The organism is Sphingomonas sp. PP-F2F-A104-K0414, from assembly GCF_004340945.1.
Taxonomy (GTDB): domain Bacteria; phylum Pseudomonadota; class Alphaproteobacteria; order Sphingomonadales; family Sphingomonadaceae; genus Sphingomonas.
On the sequence record NZ_SLYD01000004.1, the window covers coordinates 311737 to 329129 of the forward strand.

Annotated in this window: 20 protein-coding genes and 2 tRNA genes; 9 read left to right on the forward strand and 13 right to left on the reverse strand. The window is 64.9% G+C overall.

Annotation, left to right across the window (positions count from 1 at the left end):
- Positions 1–11: 11 nt before the first annotated feature.
- Positions 12–1805, forward strand: a complete 1794-nt coding sequence (locus tag C8J46_RS11395; RefSeq protein WP_165886529.1) for an autotransporter domain-containing protein — start codon at positions 12–14, stop codon at positions 1803–1805.
- Positions 1806–1951: 146 nt separating this feature from the next.
- Here C8J46_RS11395 and C8J46_RS11400 read toward each other — a convergent pair.
- Both C8J46_RS11400 and C8J46_RS11405 read right to left on the reverse strand, forming a co-directional pair.
- Positions 1952–2027: transfer RNA gene (locus C8J46_RS11400), tRNA-Ala, on the reverse strand.
- Between the two features lie 82 nt (positions 2028–2109).
- The gene (locus C8J46_RS11405; RefSeq protein WP_031395784.1) at positions 2110–2436 is read right to left on the reverse strand and encodes a TIGR02300 family protein; all 327 of its coding nucleotides are present in this window, start codon (positions 2434–2436) and stop codon (positions 2110–2112) included.
- 99 nt (positions 2437–2535) lie between these two features.
- On the opposite strand from C8J46_RS11405, the gene aroA reads away from it, so the two are divergent.
- Positions 2536–3870, forward strand: coding sequence for a 3-phosphoshikimate 1-carboxyvinyltransferase (aroA, locus tag C8J46_RS11410; protein WP_132738984.1), 1335 nt, complete (start codon positions 2536–2538; stop codon positions 3868–3870).
- Between the two features lies 1 nt (position 3871).
- The gene (cmk, locus tag C8J46_RS11415) at positions 3872–4507 is read left to right on the forward strand and encodes a (d)CMP kinase (protein WP_056486788.1); all 636 of its coding nucleotides are present in this window, start codon (positions 3872–3874) and stop codon (positions 4505–4507) included.
- Between the two features lie 269 nt (positions 4508–4776).
- Here the strand turns inward: cmk and C8J46_RS11420 are convergent, their stop codons facing one another.
- Positions 4777–5034, reverse strand: a complete 258-nt coding sequence (locus tag C8J46_RS11420; RefSeq protein ID WP_056051422.1) for a SemiSWEET family transporter — start codon at positions 5032–5034, stop codon at positions 4777–4779.
- A 277-nt stretch (positions 5035–5311) separates the two neighbouring features.
- Between C8J46_RS11420 and rpsA the strand changes: the two genes are divergently transcribed.
- The 5 genes from rpsA (at position 5312) to C8J46_RS11445 (ending at position 9537) form a co-directional block, all read left to right on the forward strand.
- The gene (gene rpsA / locus C8J46_RS11425) at positions 5312–7030 is read left to right on the forward strand and encodes a 30S ribosomal protein S1 (RefSeq protein ID WP_056060414.1); all 1719 of its coding nucleotides are present in this window, start codon (positions 5312–5314) and stop codon (positions 7028–7030) included.
- A gap of 159 nt (positions 7031–7189) precedes the next feature.
- Positions 7190–7468 (forward strand): integration host factor subunit beta, encoded by a 279-nt coding sequence (ihfB, locus tag C8J46_RS11430; protein ID WP_132738987.1) that lies wholly within the window; start codon positions 7190–7192, stop codon positions 7466–7468.
- 94 nt (positions 7469–7562) lie between these two features.
- Positions 7563–7646, forward strand: a tRNA-Leu gene (locus tag C8J46_RS11435).
- Positions 7647–7675: 29 nt separating this feature from the next.
- The gene (locus C8J46_RS11440) at positions 7676–9106 is read left to right on the forward strand and encodes an ABC transporter substrate-binding protein (RefSeq protein WP_243643340.1); all 1431 of its coding nucleotides are present in this window, start codon (positions 7676–7678) and stop codon (positions 9104–9106) included.
- A 5-nt stretch (positions 9107–9111) separates the two neighbouring features.
- Positions 9112–9537 carry a DUF4112 domain-containing protein gene (locus tag C8J46_RS11445; RefSeq protein WP_132738990.1) on the forward strand — a complete coding sequence of 142 codons (426 nt, stop codon included), beginning with the start codon at positions 9112–9114 and terminating at the stop codon, positions 9535–9537.
- Between the two features lie 29 nt (positions 9538–9566).
- On the opposite strand, the gene C8J46_RS11450 is transcribed toward C8J46_RS11445, so the two are convergent.
- Together C8J46_RS11450 and nadC are read right to left on the reverse strand one after the other, a co-directional pair.
- Entirely contained in the window at positions 9567–10304 is a 738-nt protein-coding gene (locus tag C8J46_RS11450; protein WP_132739600.1) for a ribonuclease T, read from the reverse strand.
- A 208-nt stretch (positions 10305–10512) separates the two neighbouring features.
- Positions 10513–11361 (reverse strand): carboxylating nicotinate-nucleotide diphosphorylase, encoded by an 849-nt coding sequence (gene nadC / locus C8J46_RS11455; protein WP_132738993.1) that lies wholly within the window; start codon positions 11359–11361, stop codon positions 10513–10515.
- Positions 11362–11542: 181 nt separating this feature from the next.
- Here nadC and C8J46_RS21405 point away from each other — a divergent pair, with 181 nt between their 5' ends.
- Positions 11543–11677 carry a hypothetical protein gene (locus C8J46_RS21405; protein WP_279388898.1) on the forward strand — a complete coding sequence of 45 codons (135 nt, stop codon included), beginning with the start codon at positions 11543–11545 and terminating at the stop codon, positions 11675–11677.
- A gap of 62 nt (positions 11678–11739) precedes the next feature.
- On the opposite strand, the gene nadA is transcribed toward C8J46_RS21405, so the two are convergent.
- The 8 genes from nadA to leuD form a co-directional block, all read right to left on the reverse strand.
- Complete coding sequence (gene nadA / locus C8J46_RS11460) at positions 11740–12723, reverse strand: quinolinate synthase NadA (protein WP_132738996.1); 984 nt, start codon at positions 12721–12723, stop codon at positions 11740–11742.
- Positions 12724–12752: 29 nt separating this feature from the next.
- A complete protein-coding gene (locus C8J46_RS11465; protein ID WP_132738999.1) occupies positions 12753–13478 on the reverse strand; it encodes a DUF4230 domain-containing protein in 726 nt (241 codons plus the stop codon).
- Positions 13460–14317 (reverse strand): MBL fold metallo-hydrolase, encoded by an 858-nt coding sequence (locus tag C8J46_RS11470; protein ID WP_132739001.1) that lies wholly within the window; start codon positions 14315–14317, stop codon positions 13460–13462. The genes C8J46_RS11465 and C8J46_RS11470 overlap by 19 nt, the downstream gene beginning before the upstream one ends.
- A 427-nt stretch (positions 14318–14744) precedes the next feature.
- On the reverse strand, positions 14745–15068 hold the full coding sequence (gene grxD / locus C8J46_RS11475; RefSeq protein WP_132739603.1) for a Grx4 family monothiol glutaredoxin: 324 nt from the start codon (positions 15066–15068) through the stop codon (positions 14745–14747).
- A gap of 22 nt (positions 15069–15090) precedes the next feature.
- Positions 15091–15321: a BolA family transcriptional regulator gene (locus C8J46_RS11480; RefSeq protein WP_056420018.1), complete on the reverse strand. Its 231-nt coding sequence runs from the start codon at positions 15319–15321 to the stop codon at positions 15091–15093.
- 1 nt (position 15322) lies between these two features.
- Positions 15323–15646, reverse strand: a complete 324-nt coding sequence (locus C8J46_RS11485) for a DUF1476 domain-containing protein (protein WP_132739004.1) — start codon at positions 15644–15646, stop codon at positions 15323–15325.
- 92 nt (positions 15647–15738) lie between these two features.
- Positions 15739–16737 carry an NADPH:quinone oxidoreductase family protein gene (locus tag C8J46_RS11490; RefSeq protein ID WP_207894158.1) on the reverse strand — a complete coding sequence of 333 codons (999 nt, stop codon included), beginning with the start codon at positions 16735–16737 and terminating at the stop codon, positions 15739–15741.
- On the reverse strand, positions 16700–17329 hold the full coding sequence (gene leuD / locus C8J46_RS11495) for a 3-isopropylmalate dehydratase small subunit (RefSeq protein ID WP_132739007.1): 630 nt from the start codon (positions 17327–17329) through the stop codon (positions 16700–16702). The genes C8J46_RS11490 and leuD overlap by 38 nt, the downstream gene beginning before the upstream one ends.
- Between the last annotated feature and the right edge of the window lie 64 nt (positions 17330–17393).

Here is a 17393-nt window from a genome sequence, read left to right on the forward strand (position 1 = left end):
GAGAGGACATCATGAAGACGACCTATACGGCGTTGCTGGTCGGGACCGCGCTGAGTTTCGCGAGTCCGGGCCAGGCACAGACTGCCGGCTCGACCAGCGTCGCGGCGAGCGAGACCTATAACCGCATGATAGTGTTCGGCGACAGTCTCGCCGACGGCGGCTATTATCTGACGCTCGATCCAACCCTGCCGCGCGATGCGGGCAGCTTCACGACCAACCCGGACCCGGTCTCGCCCGAAGTCCTCGCAGCGCGACTCGGCCTCCCGCTCGATCCGGTCTACGGCAAGGGCGGGACCAATTACGCGGTCGGCGGCGCGCGCGTGACGGCGGCCAATGGATTTTCCATCCCGGTCACGACCCAGATCAGCAACTTCCTCGCCGCTGGCGGCACGTTCGGTCCGCGCGATCTCGTCTACATCCAGGGCGGCGGGAACGACTATTTCGCGTTCCAGGCGGCGGGCAGCACCAACACCGCGATCCTGACGACGGCGGCGACCCAGCTCGCCGCGCAGGTCAGCCGGCTCCAGACGGCGGGCGCCACGCGCATCGTCACGCTCGCGGTCCAGACCGGCGGGGCGGCGGGGCTCCAGCTGTTCAACCGGACCTATGCCGCGGCCTTGGCGGCGGCGAACGTCAACGCGCTGTATTTCGATACCGACCGGCTGTTCGGCGAACTCGTCGCGAATCCAGCGACCTATGGCTACACCAACATCACCGGCGTCGCCTGTACCGTGCCGTCGTCGCTCGCCTGCACGCGCGCGACGCTCGTCTCGCCCAACGCCAACGAGACCTATATCTTGGCCGATAGCGTCCACCCGTCGGGCAAGACCCAGCGCATCCAGGGGCAGGCAGTGGCCAGCCTCGTCCAGGCCCCCGACCAGATCGCCGGGCTCGGTTATGCGGCGCAGGCGATGTTCCGCGGACAACGCGACCTGTTCGAGGCCGCCGAGCGCGGCGGCGCGCAGCGTAGCGGGCACGCGCTGTCGCTGTTCGGCAGTGCGGGCTATCATTATTATACGAGCGGCACTTCCGCCCAGCGCGTCGGGATCACCGAGCGCGGCTTTAGCGGTACCGCGGGTGCCGACCTCGCGATCGGCGACGCGTCGGGGGTGGGTCTCGCCGGCGGCTATTCGGACGGCACCGGCGACTTCAAGGCCGGTGCGGGCAACTACAAGCCACGCGCCTGGTCGGTCAGCGGCTACGCGCGCGGCGAACTCGGCCCGGTCCGCCTGCTCGCGGACGGAACGTACGGCGAGATCGACTATCGCCACATTCGCCGCACCGTCCAGCTCGGCCCGGCGATCCGCTCGCACGAGGGCGAAACCGACGGCACCTATGTCGCCGGCCGCGCCACCGCCGCGTTCGATCTGATCACGCTCGGCGGCGTGGCGTTCGGTCCCGACCTTGCGGCGCAATACGACCGGGTCCGGATCGCCGGCTATGCGGAAACCGGTGGGCTCTCGACCGCGGCGGCATTCGGCAAGCAGGAGATAAAAAGCCTGACCGGCCGCTTCGGCGCGGTGGTCCGGACCGTCCCGGGCGAGCCGGTGCGGTTCTTCGCCCGCGCCGGCTACGAGCGCGAGTTCGACGGCGATCCGCGGACACTGACGCTGACCCCGACGGGTGCGCCGATCAGCTTCACGAGCACGGTGGAGCGCGCCGATCGCAGTTATATGAGCTACGCGATGGGCGTGGACGGCAACGTCGCGGGCCAGCTGTCGCTGCGCGCTGGTGTCGCCGGCTACGCGTTGCGCGACGACCGCGACAGCGTCTCGGCATTCGCAGGGCTATCCGCCGCGTTCTAGCTGCGTGGCGACGGTGTTCGGGATGTGGAGGCGCCGCGTCCCGAACACCGTTCGAGGCGGGCTAAGGCAACAGGCCACCGACGTTGCCGTCAGACCCGATCGCGCTATCTGGGACAAAGGTCCAATCGACCGGTCATCAACGGAAATGGTGGAGCCGAGGGGGATCGAACCCCTGACCTTTCGCATGCCATGCGAACGCTCTCCCAGCTGAGCTACGGCCCCATTCCCGTTGGGAGGCGGGTCACTAACCGGACCCGCCCGGGTTGGCAAGCGGCGTAAACACCGCCTGCCAAATTTATTGCACTTAACGCTCGTGCTCGTCCTGCGGCGTCTCGACGCCGAGGTCGTCGTCGCCGCCGAGATCGACTTCGTCGTCCGCCGACGGCTCTTCGTCCTCGCCGGTGATCGAGGCGATGTCCTCTTCCTCGTCACCCTCGAGATCCGCGTCGGGCTTTTTGGTGTCGGGCTTGGCGACCTCGAACGGCAGCGGCTGCTTCGACTTCAGGATGGGCTCGGGCTCCCACGCATACCCGCATTCGATGCAGGTCACGGGGTCGGCTTTTTCGAGGTCGTAGAAACGCGTCGCGCATTTCGGGCACGAACGCTTCGTGCCCCATTCCGGCTTGATCATGCCGATAGAACCTTTCGGATGAATGGATTGCGGGGGGATACCCTCGCAAAGTGGGCGCGCCTTGCCATAGCGCAAGGCCACTGTCAAAAGCCCGGCCCCATGGCACACCCCCTCCCCACTTCGATGGACGTCATCGCGCGCGGTCCTTTGACCGGTTCGATCGCGGTCCCCGGCGACAAGTCTATCAGCCACCGCGCACTGATGTTCGCGAGCTTAGCTGTCGGCACCAGCCGGATCGAGGGGCTGCTGGAGGGCGAGGACGTGCTCGCCACCGCGGCGGCGATGCGCGCGATGGGCGCGACGATCGAGCGCGGCGAGGACGGCATCTGGGTCGTCGACGGTGTCGGTGTCGGCGGACTGCTCCAGCCCGAGACCGCGCTGGAGATGGGCAATTCGGGGACGTCGACGCGATTGCTGATGGGGCTGGTGTCGAGCCATCCGATCACATGTACCTTCACCGGCGACGCTTCGCTGTCGGGGCGTCCGATGGGGCGCGTGATCGAGCCGCTGTCGCAGATGGGGGCGGACATCACGTCGTCGCCGGGCGGGCGGTTGCCGCTGATGGTGCGCGGGATGTGCCCGGCGGTGCCGATCGAATACACGCTGCCGGTCGCATCGGCACAGGTGAAGTCGGCGATCCTGCTCGCGGGGCTCAACACGCCGGGGATTACGCGCGTGATCGAGCCGGTCGCGACGCGCGATCATAGCGAGCGGATGCTGACCGGGTTCGGTGCGAAGCTGACCGTCGAGGAAACGAACCAGGGACGCATCATCTCGATCACCGGCGAAGCGGACCTCAAGCCCCAGGATATCGTCGTGCCGGGCGATCCGTCGTCGTCGGCGTTCTGGCTGGTCGCGGCGTCGATCGTGCCGGGGTCGGATATCGTCGTCCGCAACGTCGGGCTGAACCCGACGCGGATCGGGATCGTCACGGCTTTGCGGATGATGGGCGCGGATATTACCGAGCTCGACCCGCGCACCGTCGGCGGCGAGCCGGTCGCGGATCTGCGTGTGCGGCATGCTCCGCTGACAGCGATCGAGGTGCCGGCCGATCTCGCGCCGAGCATGATCGACGAATATCCGGTGCTGTTCGTCGCCGCAGCGTTCGCAACCGGGACGACCGTCGCGCGCGGTGCGCATGAGTTGCGGGTCAAGGAGTCGGACCGGATCACGACGATGCGGATCGCGCTCGAAGCGTGCGGGGTTGTTTGCGAGGAGTTCGAAGACGGCATGGCGATCACCGGGTCGGGCGGCGCGGCGATTCGTGGTGGCGCTCGGATCGCCTCGAAACTCGACCACCGCATCGCAATGAGCATGGTGGTGGCTGGACTTGGCGCGCTTGAGCCCGTCACGATTGACGATGTATCGCCGGTGGCGACGAGCTATCCCGTGTTCTTCCGGTCGCTCGATGTGCTGACCGGCCGGGGGAATTAAGATGATCATCGCAGTCGACGGTCCGGCGGCATCGGGCAAGGGCACCATCGCGCGCGCCTTGGCCAAGCATTACAAGCTGCCGTATCTCGATACCGGGCTGTTGTACCGCGCGGTCGCATTGAGCGTGGCGCGGATGGGGCTCGATCCGGAGACCGAGGCCGACGCGGTCGCGGCATGCGATTTCAGCGATGCGCTGCTGAGCGATCCGGCGTTGCGCGACGACGATATCGGCGCGCTGGCGTCGGTGGTGTCGGCGCATCCGCTGGTGCGCGCGGCGTTGCTGCACCGGCAGAAGCGGTTCGCGGCGCAGGAGGGTGGCGCGATTCTCGACGGGCGCGATATCGGCACGGTGATCGCGCCGGATGCGGATGCGAAACTGTTCGTGAAGGCTACGCCGAATATTCGGGCGCAGCGGCGGCATGCGGAGTTGCAGGCTCGGGGGGGGACGGCGAGCAAGGATCGGGTGCTGGCGGATATTCGGGCTCGGGATGCTCGGGATAGTGGGCGGTCTACTGCGCCGTTGGTGATGGCGGCGGATGCTGCTTTGCTGGATACTAGTTTTTTGTCGATCGAGGCTTCGGTGCAGCGGGCTGTTGCGCTGGTTGAGGCGCAGCGGGCGAAGAAGGTTTCGGTTTAAATCTCTCCAGACTGTTCAGAAATGCACCACCCCGGCGGAGGCCGGGGCCCAGTTGGGGGACGTTGCTAACTGAGGGCAGCGTTAAGTTACTGCGACCTTTCCAACTGGGCCCCGGCCTTCGCCGGGGTGGTTGCCCTAGCGGTGAAGTAAACTTGTTTCCCCGCGAAGGCGGGGACCCAGACTGGGCTCCCGCCTTCGCGGGAGAACAAGGAAGCAGGCGCTATCGCCAGTTGTGACCCCCGCCGCGTACAGCGCCGCTTCCCCCTCCCCTAAAGCGCAGTAGCCAGCGCCACCGCCCCGAACACCACCCCCGGCGCATTCGCCACGACGATCGGCCAATCCCGCTTGTCCTTCAGAAACCCGTACCCGACCCACAGCGCGCAGTTCACCATCGTCGCGAACGGCTGGACCACCGATCCCTTCTGACCCGCAAGGTTCAGCATGATCTGGTCGATGTACGACAGGTACATCACGATCGCCGTCACGGTGGCGACCCAGCCCAGCACGAGAATGCCGCGTTCGTTCAAATCTTCGCTCCTGTTGTGAGCGGCCCCTAACGAAGCAGCGGCGAACTTGCTCCGAGACGGGGTTTCGGCTATACGGAACCGTCCGGCGAGCGATGCTCGTGGAGGAAGGCGCGGAGACCCTCGAGTCTCACGCGCCGTTTTCGCATTCAGCGTCTACGTCCTCCGCAGCCTTCGTGCCGTCCGGATGCTGCGCCGGCGTTCGGTCGTCGCGGCAACGAAGGCCAAGACCAGCGGACCCAACCGCTTGGCCGGAAACAGACTAGGATTACTGAATTCTATGGCAACCCAGGTAATGCCGACCCGCGACGATTTCGCGGCGATGCTGAACGAAACGCTCGGCGACGCCGACAGCTTCGAGGGCCGCGTGGTGCATGGCACCGTGACCGGCATCGAGAACGACATGGCCGTCATCGACGTCGGTCTGAAGTCGGAAGGCCGCGTGCCGCTTCGCGAATTCGCAGCGCCGGGCCAGAAGGCTGACCTCAAGGTCGGCGACGAAGTCGAAGTCTATGTCGACCGCGTCGAGAACGTCCACGGCGAAGCGATGCTCAGCCGCGATCGCGCCCGTCGCGAAGCCGCATGGGACAAGCTGGAAACCGAATTCTCCAAGACGACCCGCGTCGAAGGCGTGATCTTCGGCCGCGTGAAGGGTGGCTTCACCGTCGACCTGAACGGCGCCGTTGCGTTCCTGCCCGGCTCGCAGGTCGATATCCGCCCCGTGCGCGATGTCACCCCGCTGATGGATATCCCCCAGCCGTTCCAGATCCTGAAGATGGACCGCAAGCGCGGCAACATCGTCGTGTCGCGTCGCGCCGTTCTCGAAGAGACGCGCGCAGAGCAGCGTTCGGGCCTGATCCTCAGCCTGGCCGAGGGCCAGATCATCGACGGCGTCGTCAAGAACATCACCGATTACGGTGCGTTCGTTGATCTCGGCGGCATCGATGGCCTGCTGCACGTCACCGATCTCAGCTACAAGCGCGTCGGTCACCCGAGCGAAGTCCTGAACATCGGCGACACCGTCAAGGTGCAGATCATCCGCATCAACAAGGACACCCAGCGCATCAGCCTCGGCATGAAGCAGCTGGAAAGCGATCCCTGGGATGGCGCGATGGTCAAGTACCCGGTCGGCGCGAAGCTCACCGGCCGCGTCACGAACATCACCGAATATGGTGCGTTCGTCGAGCTGGAAGCGGGCATCGAAGGCCTGGTTCACGTGTCGGAAATGTCCTGGACCAAGAAGAACGTCCATCCGGGCAAGATCGTGTCGACCTCGCAGGAAGTCGACGTCATGGTCCTCGAAGTCGATTCCGAGAAGCGTCGCATCTCGCTCGGCCTCAAGCAGGCTCAGGCCAATCCTTGGGAGGCCTTCGCTGCCGCTCATCCGATCGGTTCGACCGTCGAAGGCGAAGTCAAGAACGCGACCGAGTTTGGTCTGTTCATCGGCCTCGACAACGACGTCGACGGCATGGTCCACATGTCCGACATCGCATGGGGTGTTTCGGGCGAGGACGCGCTCAACCTGCATCGCAAGGGTGAGACCGTCGAGGCCGTCGTGCTCGATATCGACGCCGAGAAGGAGCGTATCTCGCTCGGCATGAAGCAGCTCGAGCGCGGCGGGCCATCGGCCGGCGGCATCGCAGCAGCAGGCGACAAGCTGAACAAGAACGCGATCGTCACCGTGACCGTTCTCGAAGTCCGCGACGCGGGTCTCGAAGTGCAGCAGGGCGACGATGGCGCGACCGGCTTCATCAAGCGCACGGATCTGGGTCGCGATCGCGACGAGCAGCGTCCGGAGCGTTTCCAGGTCGGCCAGAAGTTCGACGCGATGGTCACCGGCTTCGATCGTTCGAAGAAGCCGACCTTCTCGATCAAGGCTATGCAGATCTCGGAAGAGAAGCAGGCTGTTGCGCAGTACGGTTCGTCGGATTCCGGCGCGACCCTCGGCAACATCCTGGGCGAGGCTCTCAAGGCTCGCACGGACGCCGAGAAGAAGTAAGTCTCACGACTTAACGATAAATTGGCCCGGCATGTCTCGTACATGCCGGGCTTTTTATTGACTATCTCACTTTGGTTTTGACTACGCTCAGATTAGTGCTAACGCTTCGCAAGTTGACTTACATCAATTAGCGGAACTGCCATATGAGCGGGAAAACGAATGATTCGATCTGAACTGGTCCTCAAGATCGCCGAGGCGCATCCGGACCTGCAACCGAACGAAGTCGAGCTTATCGTCAGCACGTTTTTTGACGAGATTTCGAAACGCCTTGCAGCGGACGGACGGGTCGAGCTGCGCGGTTTCGGTGCGTTTTCAACGCGCGCCCGCGATGCCCGAACCGGCCGAAATCCGCGTACCGGCGAAGTCGTCGAGGTCGATGCGAAACGCGTTCCGTATTTCAAGCCGGGCAAGGAAATGCGCGCACGCCTGAACGTGTGACCCCGCATAAATTTCAGGATCTGGCGCCGATCGGCCGTGTTTGTCCCTGCGATGGGTTGACCCGGCGGACGGCGTCGTCTTGTTGGGGGCGTGTGCGGACGTGGCGAAACCGGTAGACGCAGGAGACTTAAAATCTCCCTCCCTAGGAATGCGGGTTCGAGTCCCGCCGTCCGCACCAGCGCGGCCTTTCTTTTAACGACCTGCGTCGTGCTTGCCACGACGCTGACGGGGTGCGAACGACGTCGCCCCGATACCGGCGCGGTGATCGTCAGCGCGATCGGCCCCCCACCTCACATCGTCGATGCCCGCCGTGCACCGGTCGACACGCCAAGTCGGTTGCTGATCGACTCGACCGCACAGGGCCTTGTCCGGTTCGACGCCGCCGGACAGATCGAGCCTGGCCTCGCCGAACGCTGGATCGTGATCGACGGTGGCATGAGCTACATCTTTCGCCTGCGGGAGGGCGATTGGGGCGATGGCACGCCGGTGACGGCGGATCAGGTCGTAACCATTCTGAACCGTCAGATCGCACCCGGTTCGCGCAATCCGCTGGCACCCTTTCTGACCGCGATCGACGAGATCGTCGCGATGACGCCGCAGGTGATCGAAGTGCGGCTCGGCCGCCCGCGTCCCGATCTGCTGAAGCTGTTCGCGCAACCCGAGCTTGGTTTGCTGCGGCTGACGCCGTCCGGCGGGAGCGGACCGTTTCGTGTCGCGCCGCACGGACGCGGGCGCGCGCCGTTGCTGCGCCCGGCCTTCGATCCCAACCAGGCCGATCCCGAAGACCAGCGGGTGACCAAGCCCGAAGAAGATGTCCGGCTGATCGGCGAACGGGCGGCACGGGCGATTGCGCGCTTCGCTCATCGGGATTCGGACCTCGTCAGCGGTGGCAGCTTCGTCGACTGGCCCCTGCTCGCGACCACCGAGATATCGCCCGCCACCATCCGCGTCGACCCTGCCGCCGGACTCTTCGGACTGGCCATCATCCGCCGCGATGGGTTTCTTGCAGATGCCGCGAACCGCGAGGCCGTGGCGGAAGCGATCGATCGCACCGCGCTGACGGCGGCGATCGCACCAGCCTGGGACGCGGCCGATCGCATTCTGCCCGATATTCTTGATTCGGCAGCGCTACCCCAGGTGCCCGCCTGGACGCTGCTGACGCAGGACGAGCGTCGTGTTGCCGCGCGGCAGCGGGTTGCTGGATGGGGGGGCGGACCAGTGGCGCTGCGAATCGCCCTCCCGAACGGGCCTGGCGCGACATTATTGTATGCGCAGGTGGCGGCATCGCTGATCGCCGTCGGGATCACGCCGTACCGTGTCGCGCTGGGTGGCGACGCCGATTTGATGCTGGTCGATGCGGTCGCGCCCTATGATAGCGCGCGCTGGTATCTGGCAACGGCCTGCGTCGTATGTGGCGAGACCGCGCAGGCGGCAATCACCGCAGCGCGCGAGGCACCGACGCTCGCGGAGCGGGCGCAGCGGATCGCCGCCGCGGATGTCGCGATGAACGCCGATGTCGCCTTCATTCCGCTCGCGCGGCCGCTGCGATGGTCGCTCGTATCGACCCGGTTACGGCAATGGCAGCCCAATACGCGAGCCTGGCACCCGTTGAACCGATTGCGCGCCGACACCAACTGACACCCATGACCCAACGCCCGACGCGCATAGCTCCTGGATCGATCCTCGATACGCTCCCGATGGGACGCGACGCCTTGTCGGTTCGCCGTCGTGTCGAGGCCATGGAGCGCGTGATGGAGGGGCTGGTTACCATTCCCGGCACCAACCGCAAGGTCGGCATGGACGTGATCCTCGACATTATCCCGTTCGCGGGCAGCACGATCGCCGCCGCGGTCGGCGCGTGGATGGCATGGGAGGCCCGCAACATCGGCATGTCGAAGATCCAGATGGCGCGGATGTTCGGCAATGTCGGAGTCGACTGGGCGCTAGGCATGATCCCGTTCGTCGGCGCGATCCCCGATTTCTTCTTCCGCTCGAACACGCGCAACCTGCGGATCATAAAGAAGCATCTCGACAAGCATTATCCATCGACGGCGACACTCGAAATCTGACGGCGCCGTCGATCGCGGTGCGGCGGCGGCTAGCGAGAGCCTCGCCAGATCTCGAGCGGGGCACCTGGCGCCAGACCACCCTGATGCACCGGGCAGCGGCGGTAGCGAAAACGCCGATCAAGGCAGATCCAGACCTCGTCCAACCACCCCTGCTTTGTCGCGGTTACACGCATCATGTCGGCCTTCAGACCTGGATTGGCACTTGCCATCGCAGCCGCGAACCGCCCCGCCGTCAGTGACGTTCGCGACAAGGCGTCCATGTTGGGGAATTTCAGCTTGCCATAGAGTGCAGCCGATTGGGCGAAGTACCTGGCAGGACGGTACCCCGGCATACAGGTACCGTGCTTGGCCCATTCGTGCTGAAGCAGTTGCGCGGACGGTGTCGTACAGAGATGCGCCTTGATCACCGGGGGCGGTACGAATTCCGCGTCATGACAATATTGCGGCCAGTCCTTGCCGACGCCATCGGGCCACAGCCCGTGCAGCGTAAAGCCGAACCGATTTCCCGCCGCGCATTGAAATGTCGAGCCCGCGCGACTGCCGTTGTCGCGACAATATTGCGGTGCCCATGTGATAGCCAGCGTGTAGCTGCCGATCGGAATATCGCGCTTCGGCTGGCTGTCCGACGGTAGATCGGGACGGACACGCTCGACCGATGACGGCGCCGAGCATTGATACGTCTGGGCTTGCGCCGCGACCGGCAATGCAAGCACCGCGGCTACGAGGCTCGTTCCAGCCAATCCTCGCCTTACACCGGACACAGGCATCGATGCCCGCGAGGTCGAATCGGCACTGATAGTTACGGCCCGACCCGACCGACCGATCGCGGACATGATCGGCGCCAGCACGCCCGCCGCGAAACGCCGCTGATCGGACCGCCGCTGATCGGGCCAGAATATCGATGGCGATCTGTTCATTGTCTCGGCCCCCTGCCCGGTGTCGCGTCACGCATGCGTCGTCACGCGGATGAAGCGGTCATGCTGTCGTGAAATCGAGCCCTATATCCGCCGCCGGTGCGGACTGCGTCAAGCGGCCGACCGAGACATAGGTGACGCCGCTTTCCGCGATTGCGCGGATCGTATCCAGGGCGACGCCGCCCGAGGCTTCGGTCGGCACCCGCCCGTCGACCAACGCCACCGCCGTGCGCAACATCGCTGGCGCCATATTGTCGAGCAACAGGTGCGTCGCACCCGCCGCGAGCGCGGGTTCGATCTGGTCGATCCGATCGACCTCGACGACGATATGCGCGATCCCTGCCGTCTTGGCGCGTCGCACCGCTTCGCCGACACCGCCGGCAACCGCGACATGGTTGTCCTTGATCATCGCCGCGTCCCACAGCCCCATGCGATGGTTTTGCGCGCCCCCCATCCGGGTCGCATATTTCTCCAGCACGCGCAGTCCCGGGATTGTTTTCCGCGTGTCGAGCAGGATAGCGCCCGTTCCTGCCATGGCGTCGACATAGCGACGCGTCATCGTCGCGATCCCCGACAGATGCTGGACGGTATTGAGTGCCGATCGCTCTGCCGTCAGCAAAGCTCGGCCTGCACCCTCGAGACGAAGCAGATCGGTGTCGGCCGCGACCGAATCGCCGTCCTGCACGAGACGTTCGATATGTACGCTGGGATCGAGCGCCCGGAAAAACGCTTCGGCGAGCGCCAAACCCGCGACGACGATGGGATCGCGACTATCCATCACGCCGGTAAAGCGGGCATCGGCAGGAATGACGGCGGCGGAGGTGATGTCCCCAATCTTGCCAAGGTCTTCCGCCAGGGTCGCGGCGACGAACCCGTCGATATCGAACGATTCGGGCAATGCTGCGTTCACCTAGATTCTCCCAAATATCACCGACCGGCGATGCCGGCTCGATTGCCAAAAAGCGATGGTGTGGACCAGCAGATACCGCCGACCGATGACTTGGAATAATTTTTGACGATGCTGGGAACAAACGGCTGATTGGCGAGTTGCAGGACTGTTACTCAAGGATCCAACAATGCCTACGAAAACGATGGCCGATGTCGCACGCTTGAACGCTTTGCTCGATGAGGCCCTCGCATTGGCGGATGCCCTGCAAATGCCGCTGGCGGCAATCCACATCGATCAGGCGCTGTCCCAGCTCAGCCTGGACGTCGTTCCGGCCTGAACACGAGGCACAGCCGGACGGGTCGAGACCCGCCCGGCTCGTTCATCCGGCGTGCACGGTCGTTATTTAGGATCCAGGTCGCCTTTCCCTACCGTGTTCGACGCCATTTCCAGCATCCGATCTAGGCTCTTCTTGGCCTGAAGGCGAAGCCCTTCTTCGATCTCGATCCGTGGACTCAGGTCGCGCAGCGCGACGTAGAGCTTTTCCAGCGTGTTGAGTGCCATGTACGGGCAGATGTTGCAGTTGCAGTTGCCGTCCGCACCCGGCGCGCCGATGAAGCGCTTGTTCGGGAGCGCCTTTTCCATCTGGTGGATGATGTGCGGCTCGGTCGCGACGATCAGCGTGTCGCCGGGCATCGCCAACGCGTAATCGAGAATACCACGGGTCGAGCCGACATAATCGGCATGATCTAGGATGATCGGCGGGCATTCGGGATGTGCGACGACGGGCGCGCCGGGGTGCTGCGCCTTGAGCTTCATCAGCTCGGTCTCGCTGAATGCCTCGTGGACGATGCACACGCCTGGCCAGAGCAGCATGTCGCGACCGGTCTTCCGCGCGAGATAGCCGCCGAGATTGCGGTCGGGGCCGAAGATGATCTTCTGCTCGGGCGGGATCTGCGCGAGGATCGTGTCCGCCGACGACGACGTCACGATGATGTCGGACAGCGCCTTCACCTCGGTCGAGCAGTTGATGTAGGTCAGCGCAATGTGATCGGGGTGCTTCGCGCGGAAGGCCGCGAACTGCTCGGGCGGGCAGCTGTCCTCCAGGCTGCAGCCGGCGTCCATGTCAGGCAGCACGACGATCTTGTCGGGCGACAGGATCTTGGCGGTCTCGGCCATGAACCGCACGCCACAGAACGCGATGACGTCGGCGTCGGTGGCCGCCGCCTTGCGCGACAGGTCGAGGCTGTCACCGACGAAATCGGCGAGATCCTGAAGCTCGGGCTTCTGGTAGTAATGCGCGAGGATGACCGCGTTCTTCTCCTTGCGGAGGCGCTCGATCTCGGCGCGAATGTCGATGCCGGCGAAGTTCTGGTTCAATTCCATGGTCGTATCCCGAGTTTAGCGCCCGTCTTCTAGCGACGATTCCCTAGCACGTCCTGCAACGAGCGCGAGGTGTCCCAGCGCTCGGTGCTCGCGATCGGTTCGTCGGCGAAGCGCACCGCGACGGTCGCGTCGATCCCTGCGGCCCGCAGCGGCATCGCGAAACTGCGTTCCACGGCACGGCGCGTGGCGTCGCGCGCAAGCTTGATCATCGCGGGTTCGCGGGCTTGCCGAATCAGTTCGATCTGGCCAGCGCGGCGATTAGCGGCATCGAGGTTCTTCTCGGCGTCGGTGAAGGTGGTCAGGACGCCGCCCGAGCCATATTCGCGGACCGCGTTGAGATCGACCTGCGGGCCATCCGCCTCGACCGCGGGCAGGCGCACGGACAGCGTCTTGCTGGTACCGTCCCACGCGACATCGGCCTGGGTCAGCTTGCCCATGTCGACCTCGTACCGGACCATGCCGGGCATGATCAGCGTCTTCTCGGTGGTGAAGCCGAGCTGCGACTGTTTCGAGGTCACGACCGCGACATAGCGCGCGGCGAACGCGGAGAGGCGGTTCTGCTCGCGCAGGCCTTCCAGACTGGCGCTGGCGATCGTCGTCGGATCGGGGGTCAGGCGGTCGCTGACATACCGCTGCACGCCCCACAGCGCGAGCAACCCGGCAAGCACGAGGATGACGACGAAGCCCGCCGCCTTGGCGAGGAAACCGCCAATCCCAGCGCCCTGCCGCGGTTCGGTCAATTTTTGATCTGCCATGTTTCGCCTTCCTCGATCACCAAGCCCCGGTTTTGCAAGTCGTAGAGATGCGCCAGCACCGAACGCTCGGCGGCGGGAACGAGCCGCGCGTCGAGCCCGACATACATTTGCGTGACGATCCGCCCGATCGGTTGCGGCGCGGCGCGCAACAGCCGCAGGATCTGCCCCTCGCGTTGCTTGCGGTGGCCAAGCATGCCGCGCACCAGCCGCTGCGGCTTGTCGATCGCTTCGCCGTGGCCGGGATAATAGACACGGTCGTCGCGACCCATCAGCTTTTCGAGGCTCGCCATGTACGCCGCCATATCGCCATCGGGCGGCGAGACGATCGTCGTCGACCAGCCCATGACGTGATCGCCTGAGAACAGTGCTTTGGTCTCGGGCAAAGCGAAGGCAAGATGGTTCGAGGTATGGCCGGGCGTCGCGATCGCCGCCAGCGTCCAGCCGTCGCCGGTGATCGTATCGCCTTCGACGAGCACGCGATCGGGCGCATAGTCCGCGTCGAACGATGCATCCGCCCGCGCACTCGCGTCATCAAGAGCGAACGGCGCCGCTCCGACGATCGGCGCGCGGGTGGTTGCCTGCAACGGCCGCGTCGCAGGACTGTGATCGCGGTGGTGGTGCGTGACGACGATCGCGGTGACCGGACGGCCATCGATCGCGCGGATCAGCGCGGCGATATGCGCGGGATCGTCAGGACCGGGATCGATCACCGCCAGATCGGTCGTGCCGACGACGTGCGTCTGCGTGCCGGTATAGGTGTAGGGTGACGGATTCGGCGCGAGCACGCGGATGACGAGAGGCTCGAGCTGGATCGGGATACCGATCGGATGCTCAGCCATGGGACCGAGATGGCCGTGATTATCGGCGATGACAAGATCCTCTGATCAGGCGGATGTGTCGCCGTTTTTTACAGCTCGGCAGCGGCGCGTCCGAGCATTAACTAACAAATGTCGCACAAATCCGCGATAAATCGTGTTTGGCATACGCACTGCATCGTTTACCCCGTCACCGAACGCCGCGGCGTTCAAGCAGGGTGGATCGACCGCTACCGTCCGGTCTCGCGTCGATCCACCCGCCCCGGTGACATTTCCAATCATGGCCGATCGAACATGGCGCTGGCGGCTGCTTGCGACGCCAGTCCGTCACCCCAGCGGAAGCTGGGGTCTCCATCGATGCCGATGTCGCCCGCCTCATGCTGATACCCCAGCTTTCGCTTGGGCGACGTTTGTCAGTGTAGGCTGAAGGATGCGCAAAGCGGCGCGCGTCTCAGCCAGCCTTCTGCTTCACGAACAGTTCTGCCAGTTCGCCGCTCTCGTACATTTCCATCATGATGTCCGAGCCGCCGACGAACTCGCCATCGACGTACAGCTGCGGAATCGTCGGCCAATCCGAATAGGCCTTGATGCCTTGGCGGATGCCCTGGTCCTGCAACACGTCGACGCTCTCGAACTCGACTTCGAGATGGTTGAGGATCGCGATCGCGCGGCTGGAGAAGCCGCACTGCGGGAACAGCGGGCTGCCCTTCATGAACAAGACGACGGGGCTGGCTTTGACCACTGCGTCGATGCGGGCGTTGGTGTCGTCGGTCATATCTTGGGTCATCTCTGGGTCCTCAGGAAATTGCGGTGGTAAGCTGAAGCGCGTGCAGCACGCCGCCCATGCGGCCACCGAGTGCGGCATAGACCGCCTGGTGCTGCTTCACGCGGCTCATGCCAGCGAAACTCGGCGCGACGACCTTTGCGGCATAATGATCGCCGTCACCGGCGAGATCGGTGATCTCGACCTGCGCATCGGGGATCGCGTCGCGGATCATCGTCGCGATATCGTCGGCAGCCATCGGCATGTTATTGCGCCTCCAGCAGCTGGCGACGGGCCTCGATCATCTGCTGCGCGAGAGCGCGGCGGACGGTCGCCTCGTCATGGTCGAGCCCGGCCGCGGTCAGATCGCCGACCAGTTTGCGGACGACGTCGTCATCGCCGCCGCCCTCCATGTCGGCATGGACCAGCGCGGTCGCATACGCATCGGTTTCTTCGGGGGTCAGCTTCATCTCGTTCGCAGCCCAACCGCCAAGCAGGCGATTGCGACGCGCGGTGATGCGGAACGCCATTTCCTCTTCGCGCGCGAAATTCGCCTCGCTGGCGCGTTCGCGATCGTCGAATGTGGTCATTGCGCAGGTCCCCGTTCAGTCTCGTACTCCGGCCTGAGATAGGTCGGCGACCGCCCGCGCGCAATAATCACCGCTGCTTCGGCGGGTTGCGGTCAGCCGACCTCGACCACCAGCTTGCCGATCGCGCCGCGCGCAGCCATCTTCGCGATCGCCTTGCCGCCATCCTCGAACGCGAATGTTTCGGTCACGCGCGGCGCGATCTTGCCTTCCGCCCACAAGGCGAAAAGCGTTTCGATGTGCGCTTGGTTGGCCTTCGGATCGCGCGCGGCAAACGCGCCCCAGAAGACGCCGCAGACGTCGCAGCTTTTGAGCAAAGTCAGATTGAGCGGCAGACGCGGAATCCCTGCAGGGAAGCCGACGACGAGATACTTGCCCTCCCACGCGATCGATCGGAGCGCGGGCTCGGCATAGTCGCCGCCGACCGGATCGTAGATCACGTGCGCGCCATCGCGACCGACCGCGGCCTTGAACTGCTCGGCGAGCGCCTTCGACTGGTCCTTGTCGAACGGGGCACGGGCGTAGATCAGCGTTTCGTCGGCACCCGCGGACTTTGCGGCAGCGGCCTTCTCCTCGGACGAGACCGCGGCGACGACCTTGGCGCCGAACGCCTTGCCGAGTTCGATCGCGGCCAGCCCTACCCCACCGGCCGCCCCGAGCACGAGCAGCGTCTGCCCAGCCTCGATATGGCCGCGGTCGAGCAAAGCGTGGATGGTCGTGCCGTAGGTGAGGATCAGCGAGGCACCCTCGGCGAAGCTGCGGCCTTCAGGGAGGCGGTACAGCTTGGCGGGGTCGGCGATGACCTTTTCGCAGAGGCCGCCGTGGCCGAGCATCGCGATCACGCGGTCGCCGATTTCCCAACCGCTGACGCCTTCGCCGATCGAGTCGATCGTGCCGGAGATCTCGCCGCCCGGTGCGAACGGGCGCTGTGGCTTGAACTGGTATTTGTCCTCGATGATCAGGACGTCGGGAAAGTTGATCGCGCAGGCCTTAACCGCGACGACGACCTGCCCTGGGCCGGCCACCAGATCGGGCAGCTCGACCATTTCCAGAGTTTCAGGTCCGCCGACTGCCTTCGACACCAATGCTCGCATACCCGCTCTCCACCGTCGTCCAGGGGCGATTCGATGCGACCGCCCTCTCGAATTTCGAAATCTGGGTATCCCTTGCCAGCGTCAGGCCGACTTCGTCCAGCCCTTCCATGAGACACTGGCGGCGGAATGCGTCGAGTTCGAAGGCGAAGCGGTCCTGGAACGGGGTGGTGACGGTCATCGTCTCGAGATCGACGGTGACGGTCTGGTCCTTGGCGACTTCGATAAGCCGGTCGATCGCCTCCTGGGGCAGCACGACGGGGACGATGCCGTTCTTGAACGCGTTGCCCGAGAATATGTCGGAGAAGCTCGGCGCGATCACCGCGGTGATGCCCATGTCGGCGAGCGCCCAGGCGGCATGCTCGCGACTGGAGCCGCAGCCGAAATTATCGCCGGCAATGAGGATCGGCGACCCGGCATAGCGCGGGTCGTCGAAGACGTTGCCGGGTTGCGCGCGGACCGTCTCGAACGCGCCGCGGCCGAGGCCGGTGCGCGTGATCGTCTTCAGCCAGTGCGCCGGGATGATGACGTCGGTGTCGATGTTCTTCGCGCCCCACGGATAGGCGCGGCCCGAGACGGTCGTGACGGGAGTCATCGCTGTTCCGTGCGCTCCGGAACCACACGCGCCGATGCGACATAGGCCGCAACGCCGCTGATCA

Bases quoted from the DNA above. Each gene is read 5' to 3' on its own strand.
- C8J46_RS11445 (WP_132738990.1), top strand. From the start codon at position 9,112: ATGACCCAACGCCCGACGCGCATAGCTCCTGGATCGATCCTCGATACG.
- C8J46_RS11470 (WP_132739001.1), bottom strand. From the start codon at position 14,317: ATGGCTGAGCATCCGATCGGTATCCCGATCCAGCTCGAGCCTCTCGTC.
- ihfB (WP_132738987.1), top strand. From the start codon at position 7,190: ATGATTCGATCTGAACTGGTCCTCAAGATCGCCGAGGCGCATCCGGAC.
- aroA (WP_132738984.1), top strand. From the start codon at position 2,536: ATGGCACACCCCCTCCCCACTTCGATGGACGTCATCGCGCGCGGTCCT.
- cmk (WP_056486788.1), top strand. From the start codon at position 3,872: ATGATCATCGCAGTCGACGGTCCGGCGGCATCGGGCAAGGGCACCATC.
- grxD (WP_132739603.1), bottom strand. From the start codon at position 15,068: ATGACCGACGACACCAACGCCCGCATCGACGCAGTGGTCAAAGCCAGC.
- C8J46_RS11450 (WP_132739600.1), bottom strand. From the start codon at position 10,304: ATGCCTGTGTCCGGTGTAAGGCGAGGATTGGCTGGAACGAGCCTCGTA.
- leuD (WP_132739007.1), bottom strand. From the start codon at position 17,329: ATGACTCCCGTCACGACCGTCTCGGGCCGCGCCTATCCGTGGGGCGCG.
- C8J46_RS11405 (WP_031395784.1), bottom strand. From the start codon at position 2,436: ATGATCAAGCCGGAATGGGGCACGAAGCGTTCGTGCCCGAAATGCGCG.
- C8J46_RS11480 (WP_056420018.1), bottom strand. From the start codon at position 15,321: ATGCCGATGGCTGCCGACGATATCGCGACGATGATCCGCGACGCGATC.
- C8J46_RS11465 (WP_132738999.1), bottom strand. From the start codon at position 13,478: ATGGCAGATCAAAAATTGACCGAACCGCGGCAGGGCGCTGGGATTGGC.
- rpsA (WP_056060414.1), top strand. From the start codon at position 5,312: ATGGCAACCCAGGTAATGCCGACCCGCGACGATTTCGCGGCGATGCTG.
- C8J46_RS11395 (WP_165886529.1), top strand. From the start codon at position 12: ATGAAGACGACCTATACGGCGTTGCTGGTCGGGACCGCGCTGAGTTTC.
- nadA (WP_132738996.1), bottom strand. From the start codon at position 12,723: ATGGAATTGAACCAGAACTTCGCCGGCATCGACATTCGCGCCGAGATC.
- C8J46_RS11485 (WP_132739004.1), bottom strand. From the start codon at position 15,646: ATGACCACATTCGACGATCGCGAACGCGCCAGCGAGGCGAATTTCGCG.
- C8J46_RS11490 (WP_207894158.1), bottom strand. From the start codon at position 16,737: ATGCGAGCATTGGTGTCGAAGGCAGTCGGCGGACCTGAAACTCTGGAA.
- C8J46_RS21405 (WP_279388898.1), top strand. From the start codon at position 11,543: ATGGCCGATGTCGCACGCTTGAACGCTTTGCTCGATGAGGCCCTCGCA.